This window comes from Alteromonas pelagimontana, assembly GCF_002499975.2.
GTDB classification, from domain to species: domain Bacteria; phylum Pseudomonadota; class Gammaproteobacteria; order Enterobacterales; family Alteromonadaceae; genus Alteromonas; species Alteromonas pelagimontana.
This window is the reverse complement of sequence record NZ_CP052766.1, coordinates 655,925-675,164: the sequence shown is the minus strand read 5'-3', so window position 1 is coordinate 675,164 and position 19,240 is coordinate 655,925. Positions and strand designations below refer to the sequence as shown.

Genomic DNA, 19,240 nt, shown 5'->3' with positions numbered 1-19,240 from the left:
TATCATTATAATTACGTGGTTCATCGGTTGCTTCCATTCAAACCGAAACGCCAATATGCCGAATTCATTCCGGGTCTACAAGGACTTTTTCTGTCTCCCCGGACGAATGGTATAAATGTTAAACAAATGCTTATAAAATCATAAAAATAAATAAGCTTTTAGGCGGTAAAATAGGCGGTGTTGCGTTTAAATTCAGCAATGTCATTGAGCGTTGTAGATGGGTCAGTTTCCATGGGAGAAAACTTACCTGATGCAAATAATACCAGCTCACCAAAAAGTTCCCGGTTAGCCAGTTTGGTGGCATAGGCTTGTATATCTTCAAACGTGAGTTTACTTACACATTCTGCCAGCAGTGTATTGCGGTTAAACTGAAGATCGTTCATGCCCAGACTAACCCACAATCGCTGAGACTTCATAGACATGGATAGGTCTCTCTCTTCAAGCTGCTTAAGCAGATTCTGTTGGATTGTTGACCAGTAAAATCGGTAAAACTCTATTTCTTGAAGTTGTTCAAATAAGAACGTTGTCATCTCATGGAGTAGTTCTTTTGGGCCGTGGCTGGGGCTTTGAATGTAAAACGAGATACCCGGATGTTGATTATGCGGTACGTATCCGGTCCCGACGACATATCCCAGTTGTTTTTCGGTACGCAGCACATTGAAAAAGGGCGCGGCCAACATTTGCTCCAGGATCATACACATTGCTGTATCCAGCAGGTTAGTGGAAGGGGCCTGCAAATAGAGAACCACGGCGGCATCATCATGTTCGCAGCGGACTTCGTGAAATCTGCTTTCGCCTACCGGAAGCTGGGTAACGGCGCGAGACAGCGGCGCGCCGTTGGCATGAGGACAGGATTGATCAAGATGTTGACCGAAATGAATTGCTTCCTCGGAAGACCAGTTACCGTGCATAAATGATTCTAAATAGTAGCTTTTAAAGGCCTCTGTCCGGTAGCTTAGCAACTGCTCGTAAGTACAATCCTGTACGGCTTTAAGAAGATTTACTGGCGCTTGAGTATTACGCTGTATCAGTACACTTAGCCGGGAAAATAACCGGTTAGTAGGCTTGTTTAATAACGAATTCTGCAAGTTCTGAATTTGCCGGCTCTTAAGTTGTTCGAAGCTTTCCGGTTTAGGAATAAATTCATGAATTGCTGATAACAGCTGTGAAGCGAGTAACGTCTGTTGATTCGTAAAGCCGCGGGTATGCAAACTAAAACCTGCCTGATGGCCGTAAATTCTGTAATGGAGCCCTGCGATTTCAGCGCGATAATATTTCGATTGTAAATGATCGTTCAAAGCTGCAAGCCAAATCCGCTTAGCTGCCATTGCAGTAAGGCTTTCACAAAAGGGTGCCGAATCAAAAGAAATATAAATGTCGCCTTTTGGAATGTGAAACTGATGATCCTGGGCGAACCAGCAGCGCTTCCCCTCGCTGCAAAAAATTTGTTGGGGGGTATCGTAGCCATCTTCTGGTAACGTCAGATGATATTCTTCTCCAAGATAAGGATTCGGCGGCGGCAAGAAAATGTTTTTTATGTCGGGTGGCGACTGCAGTGCGTTAAGCATTTCTTCCGGCAAAGTCGACATTTGGTAGTGGGCATCATAATGAGCACAGACTTTGTCAGTGTCCATTTCCGGAGCAATTGTTTTTATGCGCATACGTCCCGGAACCATATATGATAACGAGTTTTCTATACATTCGCGATCAAAGCAGTCGATGGTGGAGCGCAACTGGGGAATCTCGTCAAACGAATAGCAAAAAAGGTATTGGGAATAGTCGCACACGACATTGAGGAGCTTAGGATTATCTTCATATTGATAGGCAAGCGCTGCTAATTGCGCTTTTTCCTCATAACGCCATGGATCATCAAGAGAGGCATAAAGAAGACGGATATAGGAAAACAGCGCTAAGAGAATTTCTGCACGATGTTCCAATCCAAGCTGTGTAAGCTGAAAGTTGACATTAAAATCTTTAAAGTCTTCGCCTTCAATTCCGCTGCCAGCGATAAGATTCGTCACCCAATTTCTTGCCTTTAAAAAGGCTAAAAGGCTCCCTTCGCCTTCATCCCCTAATAAATGACTGATGTAATTTAACGACTTGGTGCGGTAGTCGTGATGTAAACCAGGCATGGCAAAGGTGACAATCATCCGGCGCGCTGCTTGCAACGGAACAATGTTAATTTGGACGCCAAGTTGTTCTGCCTGATAGAGTTCTGGCCAATCGCTCGGGGCTTCGCTGCCGGCTTTCATGCTGCTAAATGACTGGCCGATAATTGCTTTAACCTCATCTTTTGGCAGTGAGGAAAATATACAAAGACACATATTGCTGGCGACATAATATTGCTGATGGAACTGTTGCAGCATACTGTGTAAGGTTGCCAGCGGAACACTTTTGAATATTTCGGCATTTCCCACTGAGAATTTACTAAAAGGGTGGGCGGGATTGCAGGTTTCTTTATGAATCTGATAGAGGCGCCGTAAATCGTCTTTGCGCTTAAACTGGAACTCGGCATCAATGGCTTGGATCTCTTTATCCAGCGCGTCGGGATCCATCAACGGCAAACGAAGCATGTCGGCAAATGCCGGCAATGTTTCCTTTAATGAATGGCTATAACAGTTAAAGTGGTAATTGGCGTACTCTGTGCCTGTCCATGCGTTAATCGAGCCACCACAACTTTCAATTAAGTCATTGACGCTGTTTGCTTTTGGTAGGTGCCTGCTACCGAGGAACATGACGTGTTCGAGAAGATGGGACAGGCCCTGGCAGGAGCCCGGATCATAGAAATGACCGCTTTTGACGGACATAGATACATAGCTGGTATCTATGTCGTCGATATGACATAGCATAACGCGCAGCCCATTGGCTAACGTAAAGAAAGACGAATTTTCCAGCTTCAGTGATGTTGTCAAAATGCCCTCAGTATAAGTTTAATTTCGCCGCATTTTTCGGGATTTTCCTCACAACATTCATCCCTGAATCCAAATGATTCTAAGTTGACCAAGTTAACGCTTTTTATTTCTATGCTATAGATGTGTGGTCTGCTATCGTTAGGTGGTAGTAGTTCATCATATTAGTAATATTATGTCAGGTCAAAGTAGCAACGACGACATTTTACTTTTCGTCATGCGGCACGGAGAGGCAGCTTCGCTGTGTCTGGATGACAGAAGTCGCGAGTTAACTGAAAATGGTCGCAAACAGTCTATTGCCACAGCAAGGTGGCTGGCAAAGGAATATTGCCAAGATAACGTCATCGATCTGGCACTGGTGAGCCCGTATCGTCGAACGCAGCAGACATTAGATATGATGACACTGGATTTGCGGGTAAATAGAAAAGTAATTTGTGAAGATATCATCCCTGAAGGTAATTCTCAGCTTGCTCATGATTATCTGGATGCGCTGCTTGCTAGCGGTGGCAAAGAAAAGGGTGCGTTAAAACGGGTCTTGTTGGTGAGCCACATGCCGCTGGTTAGCTATTTAGTCGATGAACTCTGTGGGTTAGAAGCGACAAGTCTGTTTTCAACAGCGTCTGTCGCAGTTATCAGCTACTCGCTGCGGCACCAGAGCGGCAAATTGTTACTGCACTACCAGGGATTGTAATACTAGCTTTACCAAGCAGAAATCCGGTATACATCAGTAGCTTCGTTATTGCGGAATCTATTTTTAAAGAACGGCCTTTAGAAATTTTGTTAGCGTCCGATAAATTCAGTAATGAGAGTAATCCGTGTATCTGTATTTCAAGGGCAGCATTTTAATGGCTTCTAAGTCGATACCCGAACTGTTACGTCATTCACTGGAATCCCATATGAAAGAGGCTGACCTGCGGGATGATGACGAGTTACGGGAAATTATAAGTAAATTATCTGATCTTTCTGCCAAAGTGGCGGCAGCTAAGGCGCAGGTACTCGCTCGTCGCACGTTAGGCAAGAAGTAGATCCTGGTTTGACCCGACGTTTACCATGAGCGCTGCCACTGCACCCAGAGTAGTCACACAGCTGTTGTCAATCCCCTGAAGACGAAGTGTTAGACACGTAATACTCCGGTAGAATTCTCACCGTCTTAATCATATTCTCGCTAATATCGACAATTTCCACCGGATAACCCGCCAATCGAACACTTACCTTATTGTCCGGAATCTCTTCAAGATACTCCAAAATCAAACCATTGAGCGTTTTTGGTCCTTCAGTAGGTAAGCGCCAGTCCATCTCTTTATTGAGATCCCGGATATTTGCACTGCCGTCCACCAGTACACTTCCGTCCTGTTGAATGTTTACTTCCTTACTATGGTCCGGCACCATACTGGTGGTGAAGTCGCCTATAATTTCTTCTAAAATATCTTCTAGCGTCACCAGGCCCATAATGTCGCCATATTCATCAACAACCAGAGCAATACGTTCTTTTTCCGCCTGAAATTTGTACATCAACGTATGAAGTGGTGTAGATTCCGGCGTAAAGTAAATTTCCCTGACGGCCCGAAGTAGGCTTGATTTAGTAAACTGATCTTTAGATAGCAGCCGCAGTGCATCTCGCACATGCACAAAGCCGACAGCGTCGTCTACACTGTCACGATACAACAGCACCCGGGTGTGTTGTGATCCGGTAAGCTGTTTCTGAATTTTCTTCCAGTCATCATTAATATCAATAGCGAAAATTTCAGCTCGGGGTACCATAATATCTTCGGCGGTTACACTTTCCAGATCCAGAATACTAATCAGCATATCCTGGTGCTTTTTCGGGATCATCGTGCCCGCTTCATATACCACCGTTCTTAGTTCTTCCCGGCTTAAAGAGTCATCGCCGCCGCTGGTGGGGTTAATGCGTAAAAGAATCAGAATGCCGTTGGTAAAGCTATTGATTAAAGCCACAAACGGGTAAAGCAAGAACAATAAAGGCAGCAGGATCAATGAGCTTGGGAAAGCGATTTTTTCCGGATACAGCGCTGCCAGAGTTTTTGGGGTAACTTCTGCAAATATGAGTAGTATTAATGTGAGACCAAATGTGGTCGCAAAAAAGCCCCAGTAATCACCAAATAAGCGAGTACAAATAATGGTAGCAATGGATGAGGCGGCAATATTTACCAGATTATTGCCGATGAGAATGAGACCAATCAGCCGGTCAGGTCTGTCGAGAAGTTTCTGCACCCGGATGGCGGCTTTATTGCCCTCTTTTTGCAGATGTTTCAGGCGATAACGGTTTATCGACATCATGCCAGTTTCAGAGCTGGAAAAATATGCCGAAAGAAAAATAAGCACACCTAAAACAATAAAAAGTGTACTGGTTGAGATGTCGTCCAACTGATTGGTTCCTATATCCTCCAGACGGACCACTGTAATAACCTACAGTGGGCGTTTCAAGGAGAAATTGAGCTTTGATACCTAACTTATCATCATTCGCATAAATCTTCAGAAAGTATTACAGCAATACTTCCCGGACCAAACGACTGCCGAAGTAGGCGAGAGTTAACAATATAACGCCGGTGACGGTCAGTGCGATAACCTGCTTGCCTCGCCAACCCCAGATTTGTTGCCCTGCCAGCAGGATTAAATACACCACAAGCGCGGCAATGGAAAGTACGGTTTTGTGAGCGTACATTTTGCTGAACATGTCATCAAGAAAGATGAATCCACTAATCAGGGACACCACCAATAAGACCGTTCCCACCAACAATAACTTAAACAGTACACCTTCCACCAACATTAACGGCGGCAGGGAAGAGTGAAGTAACGACGCGCCCTTTTGCTTAAGGCGGTGGGTGATAAATGACATCTGTAGTGCGTACAAAAATGCGATTACCAGCGTGCCATACGCAAATAAAGACAATGTGACGTGAACTACCAGCCCTGGCTGCAATTCGATATGCATGATGTGTGAAGCCGGGACCCACAACGATGCGAGAATAGTCATGGCGGAAAAACCAAACACTACCGGCAGTAAAATAATATTCGGCAGCAGGCTGGCGCTGATCAACATCGAGATAGTGATTAGACATGCCACCAATGATAACACATTGGTAATACTCATATTCTGGCCAGGCGAGAGCATGATGGCATTTGTAAGAAAAATCATGTGTGCGGCGGCGCCTAAGCAAGCCAGAGTTAGAGCCAACGTTTTATTTGGCCCTTGTTTATGCACAAATCTGCCCATCAAAACAACAGCTGCCAGTATATAAAAGCATACTCCTGTAATGGCAAAAAGCGTGGTCATTCAATTTCCTGTGAGTTTGTTTTTCAGCAACGCGAACGTGGTGAGTGGAAGGGTAACAGCCTCGTACCACCACGTTTAAAAGCAGTACCAACGGCGCAGCTCATTTTCGACGCTTTGCTATGCTTCGCAAATACGTGACGGTATTGTTACTGTAAGTGAGTGATAAATTCAACCTCCACTATTGTTTTTACTCATTTTAAGGGCATATAAATCGTAACAAAGGGTTTTGGTGGTACGTTAATGCGCCCTTTTTCTATATAATGACCTTAAACGAGCAAAAGAAAGAAGATTGCAGCGTATGTTTGAAAATTTATCTGAACGTCTTGGCCAGACACTGAGAAACGTCAGTGGGCGAGGGCGCTTAACTGAAGACAACATTAAAGAAACCTTACGTGAAGTGCGCATGGCTTTACTCGAAGCTGACGTTGCTCTTCCGGTAGTGAAAGATTTCGTCGCGCAGGTTAAGGCCAGAGCGGTAGGAACTGAGGTCACCAAAAGTTTAAAGCCAGGCCAGGTTTTCATTAAGATCGTCCAGTCCGAACTTGAAGCGGTGATGGGGGAAGCGAATGAGAAGCTTAATCTTGCTACTCAACCTCCCGCAGTTGTGCTGATGGCCGGTTTACAAGGGGCGGGTAAAACTACCAGTGTGGGGAAGCTCGCCAAATACCTGACTGAACGTGAAAAGAAAAAGGTCATGGTGGTAAGTGCTGATATATATCGTCCTGCCGCTATTAAGCAGCTGGAAACCCTGGCGACGGAAGTCAATGTTGGTTTCCATCCTTCTACTATTTTGCAGAAGCCGGTCGATATCGTACAAGGTGCAATCGAACAGGCGAGACGTCAGTTTTATGATGTGCTGCTGGTGGATACCGCCGGACGCCTGCATGTTGACAGCGACATGATGGATGAAATCAAGGCGCTTCACGCTGCGGTAAAACCTATCGAAACGCTTTTCGTCGTCGATGCTATGACCGGTCAGGATGCGGCAAATACAGCCAAAGCGTTCAATGATGCCTTGCCTCTCACCGGTGTGATTCTTACCAAAGCTGATGGTGATGCTCGCGGTGGAGCTGCATTGTCGGTTCGCCAGATTACGGGTAAGCCCATTAAGTTTATTGGTATGGGTGAAAAAATTGATGCCTTAGAACCTTTCCATCCCGAGCGTATTGCTTCGCGAATCCTTGGCATGGGTGATGTTCTTAGCTTAATTGAAGAAGTTGAGCGTAAAGTCGATAAGGACAAAGCGCAAAAGCTGGCGAAAAAAGTGCAGAAGGGCAAGGGCTTTGATCTGCAGGATTTTAAAGAACAGCTTGAACAAATGAAGAATATGGGCGGCATGATGGGTTTGCTCGACAAAATGCCTGGAATGGGCGGTATGTCGGAAAAAATTAAAGATCAGGCCAACGATAAGCAGTTTAACCAGATGGAAGCCATCATTAATTCCATGACACCGGCTGAACGTACTCGTCCTGAAATTATAAAAGGTTCGCGCAAACGCCGTATCGCAGCAGGTTCTGGCACCCAGATTCAAGATGTTAATCGCTTGCTTAAACAGTTTACGCAGATGCAAAAGATGATGAAGAAAATGTCTGGAGGCGGTATGAAAAAGATGATGCGCCAAATGAAAGGCATGATGCCGCCTGGCGGAATGGGTGGTGGCGGCGGAATGTTTCCACCAAGATAGCCGGCGAGTTTGCTAATACACGGATCGCATATACAATTGAAAGTAGGGCATAACGCAAGTTTACGAGTATTACTTTTGCTAATGAAGGTCCGTGTTAACATGATCAAACTTTCAGTTGTTGCTGTTGTGGGTTGGGTGCTGTGTTTCAGTAATGCCCAAGCGCAGCAGCAAAATAAGGATTCGTTTACCATTCATTGGACAATTAATCCTTCTCCGCCTTTTCACATTCTTAAGGGGGAATATAAAAATCTGGGCATATGCGATATCTTAATTGATAAGATTTCCAAAACGCTACCGAATATCAATCATGAAGTCAGGGTGATGCCGCAGACCCGCATCAAATACAATGCAATGCAGAACCAGAATCTCTGTTTTCCTTGTATGATAAAACGAGAACACAGCCCCTATTTCTATTATTCAGATGTAACTGTTACTCATCCTCCGCTGGGAATCATTCTGCGCGCAACGCTTGCCCAGCGATTGGCTGAAGAAAACGCCACCTATCTTTCTTTTACTGAACTGGCTTCTAACAATAAATTACGTTTTGGAAGACCCGTGGCTCGCCGATTTCCGCCAGAACTTCAGGAAGTAATTGATGAATACCAACAGACACCGCGCTTTTTTGAAATTGCTGGTGAAGATGCTACTACCCGGGTTATGAAACAAGTGAGCCGCGGAAGGCTGGACTATGCACTCGAGTATCCGACTATCCTTCGTTACTACAGTCTTTCTCACCCCGTCAATGATTTAACCTTTCTGCCTACAGAAGAACTGGGATACAAAAATGTTCCTGGCGCAGTAGGATGCACGAAAAACGAATGGGGTACAAAAGCCATTACGGAGATAAACCACGCGCTGAAAATGGTACTGCAGGATGAAGAATACCAAGCACAGCAGGCGTTCTGGCAAGATATTAGTTATTGAACTCGCGTATTAGCAACCTATCATCCCTATTTTTTAAAAGACTTTAGATGGCAGCTTGAGAGCCTTGCAGCCTGTTCGAAGGGAACGGTAAATCTGTTTAGCTCGTTGTTGCTCTGTGCCTGTTTAGCTGGCTAGGCTTAATAGTTCGCGCTGCGATCGACACAGGTTAATGTAGAACAACGGTAGAACGACAAAGGCCAGCCAGCCTTGAACCTTTCGTTTTTTTGCTCAGAAATTCCGCAATTGCACAACGATCTTCTGTCACATGCCTTGATAGACTGTCCAAAGAAAAGGTTTCGTAATAAACTGGCAGATCTATAAATCTTCAGGTGAGGCAAACGTCGGGTAACTTTCTTAAATGAAAGCCGCTACATAAGGTAGCACGTTGCTGCCGTAGCTTTTCACTTGATCCTCAGGTTTAGGCGATGGCTTGCCTCGCCACTTTCATACTCCATTGTAGTAAACAGAACAGGAAATTTATGGCTGGCTTAAAACGCATTATTCTTATTGATACCCATCTGCCAGGCGTCGTTGAGCTAAAACTTGATGGACATACCAATATATGTGGTACTAATGCTTCCGGTAAAACTACCTTGCAACGTTTGATTCCGGTTTTCTATGGTGAATACCCCAGCCGCGTAGTTCCTGCAACCCGAGACAGCTTCGAAAAATGGTACCTGCCTCGGGAATCCAGCTTTATTATTTATGAGTATATTCGCAGCCAAGGCGATTTGTGCCAGGCTGTGATGGCTTCCTCCGGCGGCGGCGTCAATTACCGCTTTATTGCCAAACCCTTTGAACTGACGGATTATCTTTACCAGAATAAGTCTAAAGAGCACGCCAGTATCAGCATGAACGAGTTAGCAAGAAACCTCAAACGCAACCATACGCTCGTCACGAACCTGCTAAATACCCGCGACTATCGCGCAATTCTCCAGAACGATCGTGCCACTTTAGGTAGTGTAGCCAATAGCCGAGAGTTGCTGGGTTATGCATCAATCTTCAGTATGACCGAATCCGGCATTCACCTTCGTCACATCGAAAAGCTGGCAAAAGCCGTTCATTCCAAAGAAGGCAAAATGGAAACCATCAAGGCCATGATTGCTGCGATTCTTGAGGAAGACGGCGTAAAACCGCCAAGTTCCAGTTTAAGTCGTAATCGGGTTGAAGACTGGATCAAGGAATGTCACCTCATTAAAGAGTTCGATTCCATTCGACCGGAATTTGCGAAACTGGAACAAGCCGATCATCAGCTTCAACAGAATGAACAACGTCTCGGCTTGCTCAAGCACCAGTTTGCAGTGGACGAATCCACGTTGAGCGCGATGCTGGTAGAAAAACAGCAACAACTGGATGATACGCTGCATACACTCAAAACAGATGAGCAGCAGTGGAGTAACACGCAGGACACCCTTAATCAGCAGCTATCAGAGGCACGGGCCGATGCTAATAAGCTTGAAAAAGAGTTGGATAATGTAGAGCGGGAATTTGAAAACTGGCAAAGTCAAGACATCGACACCCTTAAAGACAGTGTACAGAAACTGGGACAGTGGCAGAGCGAAATCAGTACCTTATCTACCCGCTATAACCTGCTTACCGAAAAACATCAGGATATTGAATCGGCGTTTAATAAACGCATGCGTGCGTTAAGTGAAAAGCACCTTATGGAGCTTGAAGCGTTCGATGAAGAGAAACAAAATGGCTACAGCAAGCTGGCGCAGCAAAAATCCGAGCAACAAGAGAGCCTGCAAGCTATTCGCGATGAATATCGTCTGCAGCTAAATGAGGTTGAGAAGGAATATAGCGCGCGGCTGAACGAATTAAAAATCCAACATGCGGAAATTGCAGCGGCGCTGAACAATATGGGCTTCACGGAATTTGAGCAAAGCCAGCTGGATTTGCTGGATGCCGAAATAAAAGAAGCCGGCATGGTTGAAGATGCAAGCAGGGATAATCATCGGCGTGCCCACCTCGAATACGAGAGCGCAGTGAAAGCAAGAGCTCAGGCGAACAGTGCGCTTGAAAAAACGTCTATTGCTTATCAGGCACAGCAGGCACAGGTAGATAAGGTAGAGGCGTTATTGTATCCAGGTAATAACAGTCTGCTTGAATATCTTCGTCGAGAAAAGGCCGGTTGGGAGTCTACGCTTGGTAAAGTCATTCATCCAGATCTGTTAGCGCGAGACGATTTGAAACCTCAGGTGGGTGACGAGCATGATAGCTTGTTTGGGCTAATGCTTGATCTTGCACCGGTTGATACACCGCCATACGCCGACTCTGAGCAGGCGCTGCAAAACAGGCTGGCACAGGCGCAGAATAAGCTGGCAGAGAAACTTTCCCAGCAGAACGATGCCGAGGCAGAGCTCGCGAAAGCCAGCGAATCAGTGCGTAATGCTGAGTTGATGCAAGCTAGATATGAAAGTGAAAACCGCAGTGCTGAAGCCAATCGTAAACGCGTTCAGCTAAATAAAGATCAGGTTCAAAAGGAATATTTACAGGCTGTAGGCGAGCGCAGAAAAGGTAATCAGGCGCGTGTAACGGCAAATGCTGCCGAGCAGGAAAAGTGCCAAGCGCAGCACAAAGAGGCGATGCAGGAAGTACGGGACCAGCAGCGTGAAGCCGAAACCGAACATCAGTTCCATTGGCAGCAGTTGATCACCGATAGCGAAGACAAGTTGCGCCAGATTGAGCGGCATATTCTAAAAGCCAAAGACAGTGCCAAAGAGGATAAACAAAAGACTGAACAATGGTTGGCAGACGAACTGGCAAATCGCGGTGTGGATATTGATGAAATCGGCAGCTTGCAAAAGGCGATTAACCAGCTTCAGCAGGATATTAATCACACAGAACGCCATCGGCATAAAGTAAGCGATTACGACCATTGGTATAAGAATGTATTTATGGGTCACAAAGTTACCTGGCAACAAGGATTGGCCAAGGCGCGTAAAGAAAGCGCAAAGGCGGAGCGGGAGCTGGAACGCCAGGGCAGCGAGTATAAAAATAAGCGTCAGCAGCTTAAGGAATTGCAGGCTCAGATTGAGCAGCATCTTAATCAGGCCAGAGAGCAGGAAAATGATGTACAACAAATAATTCGTCAGCTTGGCAAAATAAACCTGCCTGTCTCTACCGAGATGAACGAACAGAGCAAAAGCGCAGTAAGCATCGGTCAACGTATTTCTGAAGGGCTAACCCTACTTCAGGAACGCCAGCGTCTGCTGGACGATATTAAAGCCCATGTTGAGCATTTTGATCAGCTTATTGCAGCTCAGGCAGGTACTGGTTTATCTGATACCTGGGAGCGGTCACGGGAAGAATGTGCGGTAATCACGACGCAAGGGCACAAAAGTGTCGACCATCGACGCCTGGTAAGTCATCTGGCGCAGCTACTTAATGTTATTGTTCCGCAGAAGCTGCAGGGATTACGAGAGCAGGGCAGAATATTTGGTGCTGATCTGACTTCTTATTATCGGGTACTCGAAGATATCGACAAGCGAATTGTCAATCAAAGTAAGCGAATTAGCAAAGAAGTTGACGAAGAACTCTTTCTTGACGGTGTTTCTCATTCCGCAGTAAAAATTCGCTCGCGCATCAGCGAACTCGAATTCTGGCCAGAGCTTACCCAGTTTAATCTGCTTTATGAAGAGTGGCTGGCAAGCGGTAAGGTGGAATTACCGGATGATGATTATGCGTTAAGTATGCGCCGGGTGCTGGATATTCTTGGAAGGGCCGCGCTTACCGGCGGCATAAGTAAGTTGCTCGACATCGAACTTCATTTAAAAGAAGGCAATTCGGAATTGGTGATCCGCACCGACCGTCAACTGAACGAGTCATCCAGCCATGGTATGGCATATTTAATTTTATGCAAATTCCTGCTGGCTTTTACCCGGTTGTTACGAGGTAAGGCAAACACCACAATCCACTGGCCGATTGATGAATTGGGCACACTTCACCAAAATAACGTTAAGAAAATTTTCGATGCCTGCCAAAACAACAACATTTCTGTGGTAGGTGCGTTTCCCAATCCTGAATCGGAGGTGCTGTCATTGTTCGACAACCGGTATCTTATCGATAAAGCCACCCGTAAATTGCAGGTAGTGCAGCCGCGTGTCAGCGCCATTAGTGAATTGATTAAACAACGTCAGCAGGAGGCTTCTGCATGATTACCGAACACGGCCGAATTCTGGAACATTTGTTGTCGGGCGAATTTATTTGTCAAATTACTAATGAAGAAGCATGGCGCTACCTTAAAGTCAGCGGCAACAGCGATAAAATCGAGAGCCAATTAAATGTTCTAAATCGCACGCTGGCCACGGCAGCAGAAGGAGAGGTCTTCTTCGCCGCTTATCAGACTCTTGGCGAAAGTGAGCGTAAAGTGCTCGGTCAACAGCTTCAGGAAACCGCCAGCAGCTTATTGCCTCTTGTAGAATGGCTGCTGTTGGTTCAGCAGGCGAGCGGCAACGATGTTCCCATTACCCAAGGCAGCGCCATACGGCTAAATGAGCTGCAAAGCACCATCGAAGATACGCCTGCATTTAATGAGCAACTGGAAAAGATTTCTCGCTATCGGATGTTCGGCTCCACCAGTACGGCGTTGGAAGGACAGCTTAAACAGGTGTTCAAGCGACTGACTGATCTGGGCTATCTTATGAAGCCTAATCAGGAAAAGCAGATTTACCTTGCCACCGGAAAGATAGAATACCTCTACGACGTGATTAAGTTTATTGATGAAACTGAGGCGTTAAGTTTGACAGAGCAGGCGGAGCAGGCCGTGCAACAAGGGAGCTTACTGTAATGAATCCAAACCTGCATCAGGCTGGGGTAAAACTCCTTAACGCCTTGAGCAGACATGCTGATCTCATCATGGAAGTATATCTTTCAGGTACGTTGGATGAAACACAGCATAGCCCCAAAGTTATTGAAAATTTACTTCAGCTTGGGGTATTGTGGCGACCTGATGAAGAAGTTGGGATCCGCCTGAAAAATGCGGTGCGCCACCTTCTTGAAAGTGGCTTGCACGACGAACGCAATCGTCAGTTGGATGCGAATATCGGCTCTTCTTTGGCCAGTCTCAAAACCCTGGCGCAGCATTATAAAGAAGCACTTGCTCATAGCCGGTTTGCAGAAAGTGAAGTGCATCTGGCGGACGTAACCGAGCATGTCTACACGCTGACCGAATCACTTGCCAATAGCGTACGTACGCTGTTTGGCCGGATCAACAATGAATTTGGTTATGTTGCCTCTATCGACGCCAAAATACGCGAAAACGAGCTGGCGCAAAGTCAGGTATCTGAGTTGCTTAAGCAACTGGAAATGTTTCGGTTTGAAGAATTGAGCGAGTTGGCCGGTAACAATCGTGAACTACGAAACCTGTTGATTGTTACCTTACAGCATAGCTTCTCACGGGTAACTCAGGAACTATCAATAGTGCAGGCACGCCTGCTGGCGCTGCTAGGGCGTTTTCGCGAATTCAGAGGTCGTACCCGCCTGCTGAAGGGCTTTGTTTTACATATGGAGCAAAAGCCGGATTTCCAGCCGGGCAATTATTACAATTTAAGCCAGGTGCCGAAACTGTTTAATCAGGCGCAAAGACTCATAGCGCCAGCAGCTGTCGATGTAAATCGGATGGAACATGAAGCCGATTTACAGCAACTGGTGGGAATGATTAAAGCAATAAATCGTTCTCGACAAGAATTACAACCCGAACGCGCTGCACAGCAGATAGTGGTAGAACAACAAACCGCCGTTGAGTTTAAAGAAGACAAACTTAAACAGGCGGTTGAAAGGTATTTTTGTGAAGTCATTGAAAGTGGCAAGCGCATTACCGCGCTGGAGTATCTGCATGCTCGGGATCTGGATTTTGATGCTGAAGCCTGGCTTTATCAGGTGATTGGCGGATATCACGGCCTGACGCTGGAAGAGCAAACCTATTTTGCTATCGACACCACCGGGCAGCCACACCCGCAGTACACCGGTAATTTTATTATTGAAGATGTAGAGCTAGGGCTGCGTTAGTGGTGCTTAATCGACGCCAACAAAATGCGCTGCGGGATTTTTTACTTAAACCGGGGAAGCTAGTTTATACACCGTCAGACGGGTTGGCGCGGTATCTTAGCGATAACTACGGCGACTTGCTCAAATGGCGGGGCAAGCAGCTGATATTCTCAGAGCAGTCAAAACAAAAATTAAAACAGGAATTACATTTACATCAGCCAGATCTGTTTTTTATCTCGACTGCTACGCAAAACCGGGTTGCCTTCGCTGGCGTTTCTGGTGCGGAAAAGCAGGCCAGGCTTGCACCCGAAGACACTCACGTATTAGTCAATCATCATCAAGGCAATTATGCTTGCATTGGGTTAAACGCGCCTTTGCCCAAAGGAACCTCTTTGCGGGTGCCGCTCGCGCAACTTCAGCAGACCAGCATTAATAAGATAGTCGTAATAGAAAATCTGGATATCTTTGATCACTGGTATGAAGCGATGTGGGCAGGTAGAGATGAAAATACTTTGGCTGTCTATCGCGGGCATGACAAATCTCAAAGCGGAGGCGTTTCCTCGCTGTTGGAGTGTTACGCGACAAAGGCAAGAATCATTGCCTTTTGTGATTATGACCCTAAAGGCGCAGAGATTGCGTTAACGACTACACATATCCAGAGTTTGCTATTACCTGATCTAACCACTATTAATCCACAGGCTTTTTATAAAATTAATCAACCACACCTTTATCAAAAGCAAGCGCGTTCGGTAGGATTTCTGCGCAGCAATGTTTTTAGTTCAACTCATGCCAAACTGCAGGCGCTGTGTAATGAAGCAAACATGGTGGCTGTATTGCAACAACACATGCTGGCTTATGCCATTCCATTGCAAGAAATTTATCTTTAATTAAGTGCGAAAATGGCCTTGCGATTCTTTTTTAAGTCCCAATTATTTACATTTAGTTAACAAGCTGAACTTTATGTAGTAAAGGGTCGTAATACGCTTGTCACTCAAATTATGCATACTGATGCTATGGTGAAATCGCTGGTTCTGCAAGGTCGCAGAGCAGTGTTGTCGTGGTGCAGTGTATCGCACATCTATGGAGATGTTTTATGCAGTTATCCCCTCAACAGGCCTTTAATCAGGCGTTAATCCGGTTGTCGGTTTTACTTTATCAGGTAGACAAAAAAGTCACACTTTCTGAACAGGAATATCTTGAAAGCGTTTTAGAAAAATTGGATTGGCAGAGCCCCATATGTCGAGAAGCATTTTTTAATGATGCCATTTATCAGACCCGTCAGGCTTTGGATGCAGGCCAGGAAATCGATTACCTGCGTGCACTAAAAGGCGATCTGCTTTTTGATGCAGATAAGGCAATGGAAGTCGCTATAGCAATAACTGGTGTGGATGGAGAGCGCAGTGACGAAGAAACCGAACTTCTTTCGTTACTTACTCATAAATTGCTTGCTAAAGCGTTAGTAAATGGCACCCGCCCGCTAGTGGAGCCAGCGGAAACTAATTAACCGCTGCTTGATCATTGTAAGCCATAGCAGAGTATATAACGCATATGGCTAAGTTCCTCTTTACAACAACCTGTTTAGTGGCTTTTTGTCTGCTAGCCTCCCTTGTTGGATGTCAGCAGACGAAAAGCGCCCGTTTACATCCCTCTGAAAGCATACTTCCCTGGAAAATCGCGGATTTCCAGGCTTATCGCAGCGCCACACGGGAATGGCTGACCAGCAACCGAATTCCGGTAACGGACAATCTGCAACAGGAAATTGAGATGAACCTGCCGTTCGAATGCAAGCCGCAGGGCAAAGCAGTCGCTGGTGTTCTCTTTGTGCACGGGCTTGGGGATTCTCCTTATTTTTTCAATGATGTCGGTGAATACTTATGTGACAAAGGTTACTGGGTGAGGGCAATCCTGCTGCCAGGGCATGGTTCCAAACCGGGAGATATGCTCAAGGTCTCTTACAATAGCTGGCAGCAAATTGTCGATTATCAAGTAGCAGGATTTGCAAAGAAGGTGGATAGGTTGTTGCTCGCTGGCTTTTCGACGGGCGCTAATCTTGCCACTATCACAGCGTTTGAAAGAGAAGATATTGAGGCTTTATTACTGTTTTCTCCGGCCTTTGAGTCAAGCTTTGCCTATACCTGGCTCGCTCCCTATATTACTTCTGTTTATCCTTGGCCCAACGTGGAGCCTGAAGACAACCCCACTCGATATAATTCGATGGCAATGCAGGGCTTCGCCGCTTATCAGCAAAGCGTTGATGTCTTAGCAGACAAATTTGATGAAAGAGCGCTAGAAGTGCCCGCATTCATGGTAGTAGCCCAGGAAGATAGCGTCGTGGATGTAGACAGAGTCGCTGAATATTTCGAAAGGAGTATGACTTCACCGCATAAACGCCTTTATTGGCTGGGAAGTGATGCTCCGGACATTAACGGCATGGAAAAATGGCCAATGCCAATAGCAGCACAGAGAATAGGTGCAGCATCCCATATGAGCGTGATGTTTAAACCAGATAATCCATTGTACGGAGCCGACGGCAGTATTCGCATTTGCGATAACGGCCAATCAGAGGAAAAAACGCAGCAATGTGAGGATGAAGAAAAAGTATGGTACGGGCCGTGGGGTTTCACGGAAGAGGAAAAAGTATATGCCAGACTGACTTATAATCCCTATTACGATAAGATGCTGCGACGCTTAGGAAGCTTTCTTTCTACGCTGTAATCGCAGTTTACTTTGGCAAAATCCCTCTATGCCTTGCCACAGTCTAACTGCGACAAGGTAGCGCATTAATCGCAGGCCTTTTTACTTGGCCCGTCTATAAAGCCTTTGTTTCCTGACGTGAATCCGTAGAGAGCGCCAATTCGCTGTCCCCGAGCACCTTCCAATCTTGCTGATTATGTACTTCGCTATATGAAGCGAAGTCATCGGCGGAGTGACTTAATCTATTCAGGTGAAGCGTACTTTGCCATAAAAAAAACCGAGCGGGGTGCTTAATGCCGATCAGTTAAGAAATATTTTAGCGATCGGTTGACCGATCTTTTCAGGGGTTCACAATCCGATATCAGGAAACTGGTATCGGATTTTTTATGTCTCTTCTTCAAGCATTAGTTGATACATCGCAATTTTTAGATGATGTTAATTCCCTCGATAAACTAAAAGCGATTCTTGACCCTGACATACTTGAGCAAGCTTTTAAGCGTGCAGGCGTTGCAACTGTGCGGCGCAGGAGGTTACCGCTTGAAGCCGTGATGTGGTCTGTCGTTGGAATGAGCTTGTTTCGCAATGAAACAGTTTGGGATATTGCCAGTCGACTGGATATTTCTTTGCCTGGTAAAAATAAACTTGTTGCTCCCAGCGCGCTGGTCCAGGGTAGACAACGTTTAGGTTACGAGGCTGTACAACAAACATTTCAAATATTAGCGCATAGAACGTTTACCACTCAGGCATTTGAGCAATGGTGCGGACTGAACCTTCTGGCTGTCGATGGCGTGGTATATCGGACTCACGACAACGAAATTAACCGTCATGAGTTTGGTTGTGATAGCAACAATCATGGGGAAAGTAGCTACCCACAGGTACGGATGTGCAGTTTGATGGAAGTTTCCAGCCATTTGCTATTAGACAGTGCGTTTGATGGCCGGCATGCAGGTGAAATGAGTTTAGCTCAACAACTGTTACCTTCAGTTCCTAGCCACTCGTTAACCCTGTTTGACCGCGGATATTACTCACTTGGTTTACTACACAGTTGGCAAAGTGTGGGAGAAGATACCCACTGGATGATACCTGCCAGAAAGGATTTACAATATGAAGTAAAGCATACTCTAGGCAAGAACGATGCAATTGTGACGTTATCGACCACACCTCAAGCCAGAAAGAAGTTTAGCGAACTGCCAGAAAACCTAACGGCTCGACTAACCAGCTACCAGGTAAAAGGAAAAACCTACCGCGTCCTTAGCTCTCTAATCGATCCACTGCGTTTCCCCTATGACGAGGTTACAGAAGTGTATACCCAACGCTGGGAAATCGAATTAGGTTTTAGGGAAATGAAACAAGGAATGCATCAATCGAAACATACACTACGGAGTAAAAAACCTGACATGGTTCGCCAGGAGCTATGGGGATTGTTGCTGGCTTACAACCTAATAAGGATCGCTATGATAGATGCGACAAAAGACTATGATGAACTATCTCCGACAAGATTGAGCTTCAATCTCTGTATGAGGCAGGTTATTGCGTTCTTCATGTTCACTTCAGTTCAAAGCGCAAGTAAGCTTCCTGCTCACTATGAAGAGCTGCTTAATACTCTGAGACTGTTTACATTGCCCGATAAAATCCCAGACAGGCATTATCCACGAGTGATTAGACGAAAGCCCAAGAAGTATCCATACAAAAGAAAATGCCAGTCAGCTCTTAACTGACTGGCATTAGAGCGGGGTGCTCGGC

The 19,240-nt window shown here is 45.8% G+C and carries 14 protein-coding genes; 11 read left to right on the top strand and 3 right to left on the bottom strand.

Features of this window, described 5'->3' with window-relative positions:
• Positions 1-158: 158 nt before the first annotated feature.
• The gene (locus CA267_RS03205; RefSeq protein ID WP_097349164.1) at positions 159-2,912 is read right to left on the bottom strand and encodes an insulinase family protein; all 2,754 of its coding nucleotides are present in this window, start codon (positions 2,910-2,912) and stop codon (positions 159-161) included.
• 172 nt (positions 2,913-3,084) lie between these two features.
• Here CA267_RS03205 and sixA point away from each other — a divergent pair, with 172 nt between their 5' ends.
• Positions 3,085-3,600 (top strand): phosphohistidine phosphatase SixA, encoded by a 516-nt coding sequence (gene sixA / locus CA267_RS03200; RefSeq protein ID WP_075608822.1) that lies wholly within the window; start codon positions 3,085-3,087, stop codon positions 3,598-3,600.
• A 154-nt stretch (positions 3,601-3,754) separates the two neighbouring features.
• Complete coding sequence (locus tag CA267_RS03195) at positions 3,755-3,934, top strand: hypothetical protein (protein ID WP_075608823.1); 180 nt, start codon at positions 3,755-3,757, stop codon at positions 3,932-3,934.
• A gap of 67 nt (positions 3,935-4,001) precedes the next feature.
• On the opposite strand, the gene CA267_RS03190 is transcribed toward CA267_RS03195, so the two are convergent.
• Positions 4,002-5,294 carry an HlyC/CorC family transporter gene (locus tag CA267_RS03190; RefSeq protein WP_075610017.1) on the bottom strand — a complete coding sequence of 431 codons (1,293 nt, stop codon included), beginning with the start codon at positions 5,292-5,294 and terminating at the stop codon, positions 4,002-4,004.
• A gap of 118 nt (positions 5,295-5,412) precedes the next feature.
• Positions 5,413-6,204 carry a cytochrome C assembly family protein gene (locus CA267_RS03185; protein ID WP_075608824.1) on the bottom strand — a complete coding sequence of 264 codons (792 nt, stop codon included), beginning with the start codon at positions 6,202-6,204 and terminating at the stop codon, positions 5,413-5,415.
• Positions 6,205-6,502: 298 nt separating this feature from the next.
• Between CA267_RS03185 and ffh the strand changes: the two genes are divergently transcribed.
• From ffh to CA267_RS03140, 9 genes are all read left to right on the top strand, one after another.
• Entirely contained in the window at positions 6,503-7,888 is a 1,386-nt protein-coding gene (gene ffh / locus CA267_RS03180; protein WP_075608825.1) for a signal recognition particle protein, read from the top strand.
• Positions 7,889-7,987: 99 nt separating this feature from the next.
• On the top strand, positions 7,988-8,812 hold the full coding sequence (locus CA267_RS03175) for a hypothetical protein (protein ID WP_075608826.1): 825 nt from the start codon (positions 7,988-7,990) through the stop codon (positions 8,810-8,812).
• A gap of 479 nt (positions 8,813-9,291) precedes the next feature.
• Positions 9,292-12,972 carry an ATP-binding protein gene (locus CA267_RS03170; RefSeq protein ID WP_075608827.1) on the top strand — a complete coding sequence of 1,227 codons (3,681 nt, stop codon included), beginning with the start codon at positions 9,292-9,294 and terminating at the stop codon, positions 12,970-12,972.
• Positions 12,969-13,604: a condensin complex protein MksE gene (locus tag CA267_RS03165; protein ID WP_075608828.1), complete on the top strand. Its 636-nt coding sequence runs from the start codon at positions 12,969-12,971 to the stop codon at positions 13,602-13,604. Before CA267_RS03170 ends, CA267_RS03165 begins: the two co-directional genes overlap by 4 nt.
• Positions 13,604-14,824 (top strand): phosphoenolpyruvate carboxylase, encoded by a 1,221-nt coding sequence (locus CA267_RS03160; RefSeq protein WP_075608829.1) that lies wholly within the window; start codon positions 13,604-13,606, stop codon positions 14,822-14,824. The genes CA267_RS03165 and CA267_RS03160 overlap by 1 nt, the downstream gene beginning before the upstream one ends.
• Complete coding sequence (locus CA267_RS03155) at positions 14,824-15,690, top strand: DUF7281 domain-containing protein (protein ID WP_075608830.1); 867 nt, start codon at positions 14,824-14,826, stop codon at positions 15,688-15,690. The genes CA267_RS03160 and CA267_RS03155 overlap by 1 nt, the downstream gene beginning before the upstream one ends.
• A 206-nt stretch (positions 15,691-15,896) precedes the next feature.
• A complete protein-coding gene (locus tag CA267_RS03150) occupies positions 15,897-16,307 on the top strand; it encodes a TerB family tellurite resistance protein (protein WP_075608831.1) in 411 nt (136 codons plus the stop codon).
• 44 nt (positions 16,308-16,351) lie between these two features.
• Positions 16,352-17,518 (top strand): alpha/beta hydrolase, encoded by a 1,167-nt coding sequence (locus tag CA267_RS03145; protein WP_075608832.1) that lies wholly within the window; start codon positions 16,352-16,354, stop codon positions 17,516-17,518.
• A gap of 365 nt (positions 17,519-17,883) precedes the next feature.
• Positions 17,884-19,215, top strand: coding sequence for an IS4 family transposase (locus tag CA267_RS03140; RefSeq protein WP_170669011.1), 1,332 nt, complete (start codon positions 17,884-17,886; stop codon positions 19,213-19,215).
• Positions 19,216-19,240: the final 25 nt, after the last annotated feature.

What these genes read in the sequence shown, in the direction of transcription:
- CA267_RS03170 (WP_075608827.1), top strand. Translation starts at nt 9,292, where the DNA reads ATGGCTGGCTTAAAACGCATTATTCTTATTGATACCCATCTGCCAGGC.
- CA267_RS03145 (WP_075608832.1), top strand. Translation starts at nt 16,352, where the DNA reads ATGGCTAAGTTCCTCTTTACAACAACCTGTTTAGTGGCTTTTTGTCTG.
- CA267_RS03140 (WP_170669011.1), top strand. Translation starts at nt 17,884, where the DNA reads ATGTCTCTTCTTCAAGCATTAGTTGATACATCGCAATTTTTAGATGAT.
- CA267_RS03150 (WP_075608831.1), top strand. Translation starts at nt 15,897, where the DNA reads ATGCAGTTATCCCCTCAACAGGCCTTTAATCAGGCGTTAATCCGGTTG.
- CA267_RS03160 (WP_075608829.1), top strand. Translation starts at nt 13,604, where the DNA reads ATGAATCCAAACCTGCATCAGGCTGGGGTAAAACTCCTTAACGCCTTG.
- ffh (WP_075608825.1), top strand. Translation starts at nt 6,503, where the DNA reads ATGTTTGAAAATTTATCTGAACGTCTTGGCCAGACACTGAGAAACGTC.
- sixA (WP_075608822.1), top strand. Translation starts at nt 3,085, where the DNA reads ATGTCAGGTCAAAGTAGCAACGACGACATTTTACTTTTCGTCATGCGG.
- CA267_RS03195 (WP_075608823.1), top strand. Translation starts at nt 3,755, where the DNA reads ATGGCTTCTAAGTCGATACCCGAACTGTTACGTCATTCACTGGAATCC.
- CA267_RS03165 (WP_075608828.1), top strand. Translation starts at nt 12,969, where the DNA reads ATGATTACCGAACACGGCCGAATTCTGGAACATTTGTTGTCGGGCGAA.
- CA267_RS03185 (WP_075608824.1), bottom strand. Translation starts at nt 6,204, where the DNA reads ATGACCACGCTTTTTGCCATTACAGGAGTATGCTTTTATATACTGGCA.
- CA267_RS03175 (WP_075608826.1), top strand. Translation starts at nt 7,988, where the DNA reads ATGATCAAACTTTCAGTTGTTGCTGTTGTGGGTTGGGTGCTGTGTTTC.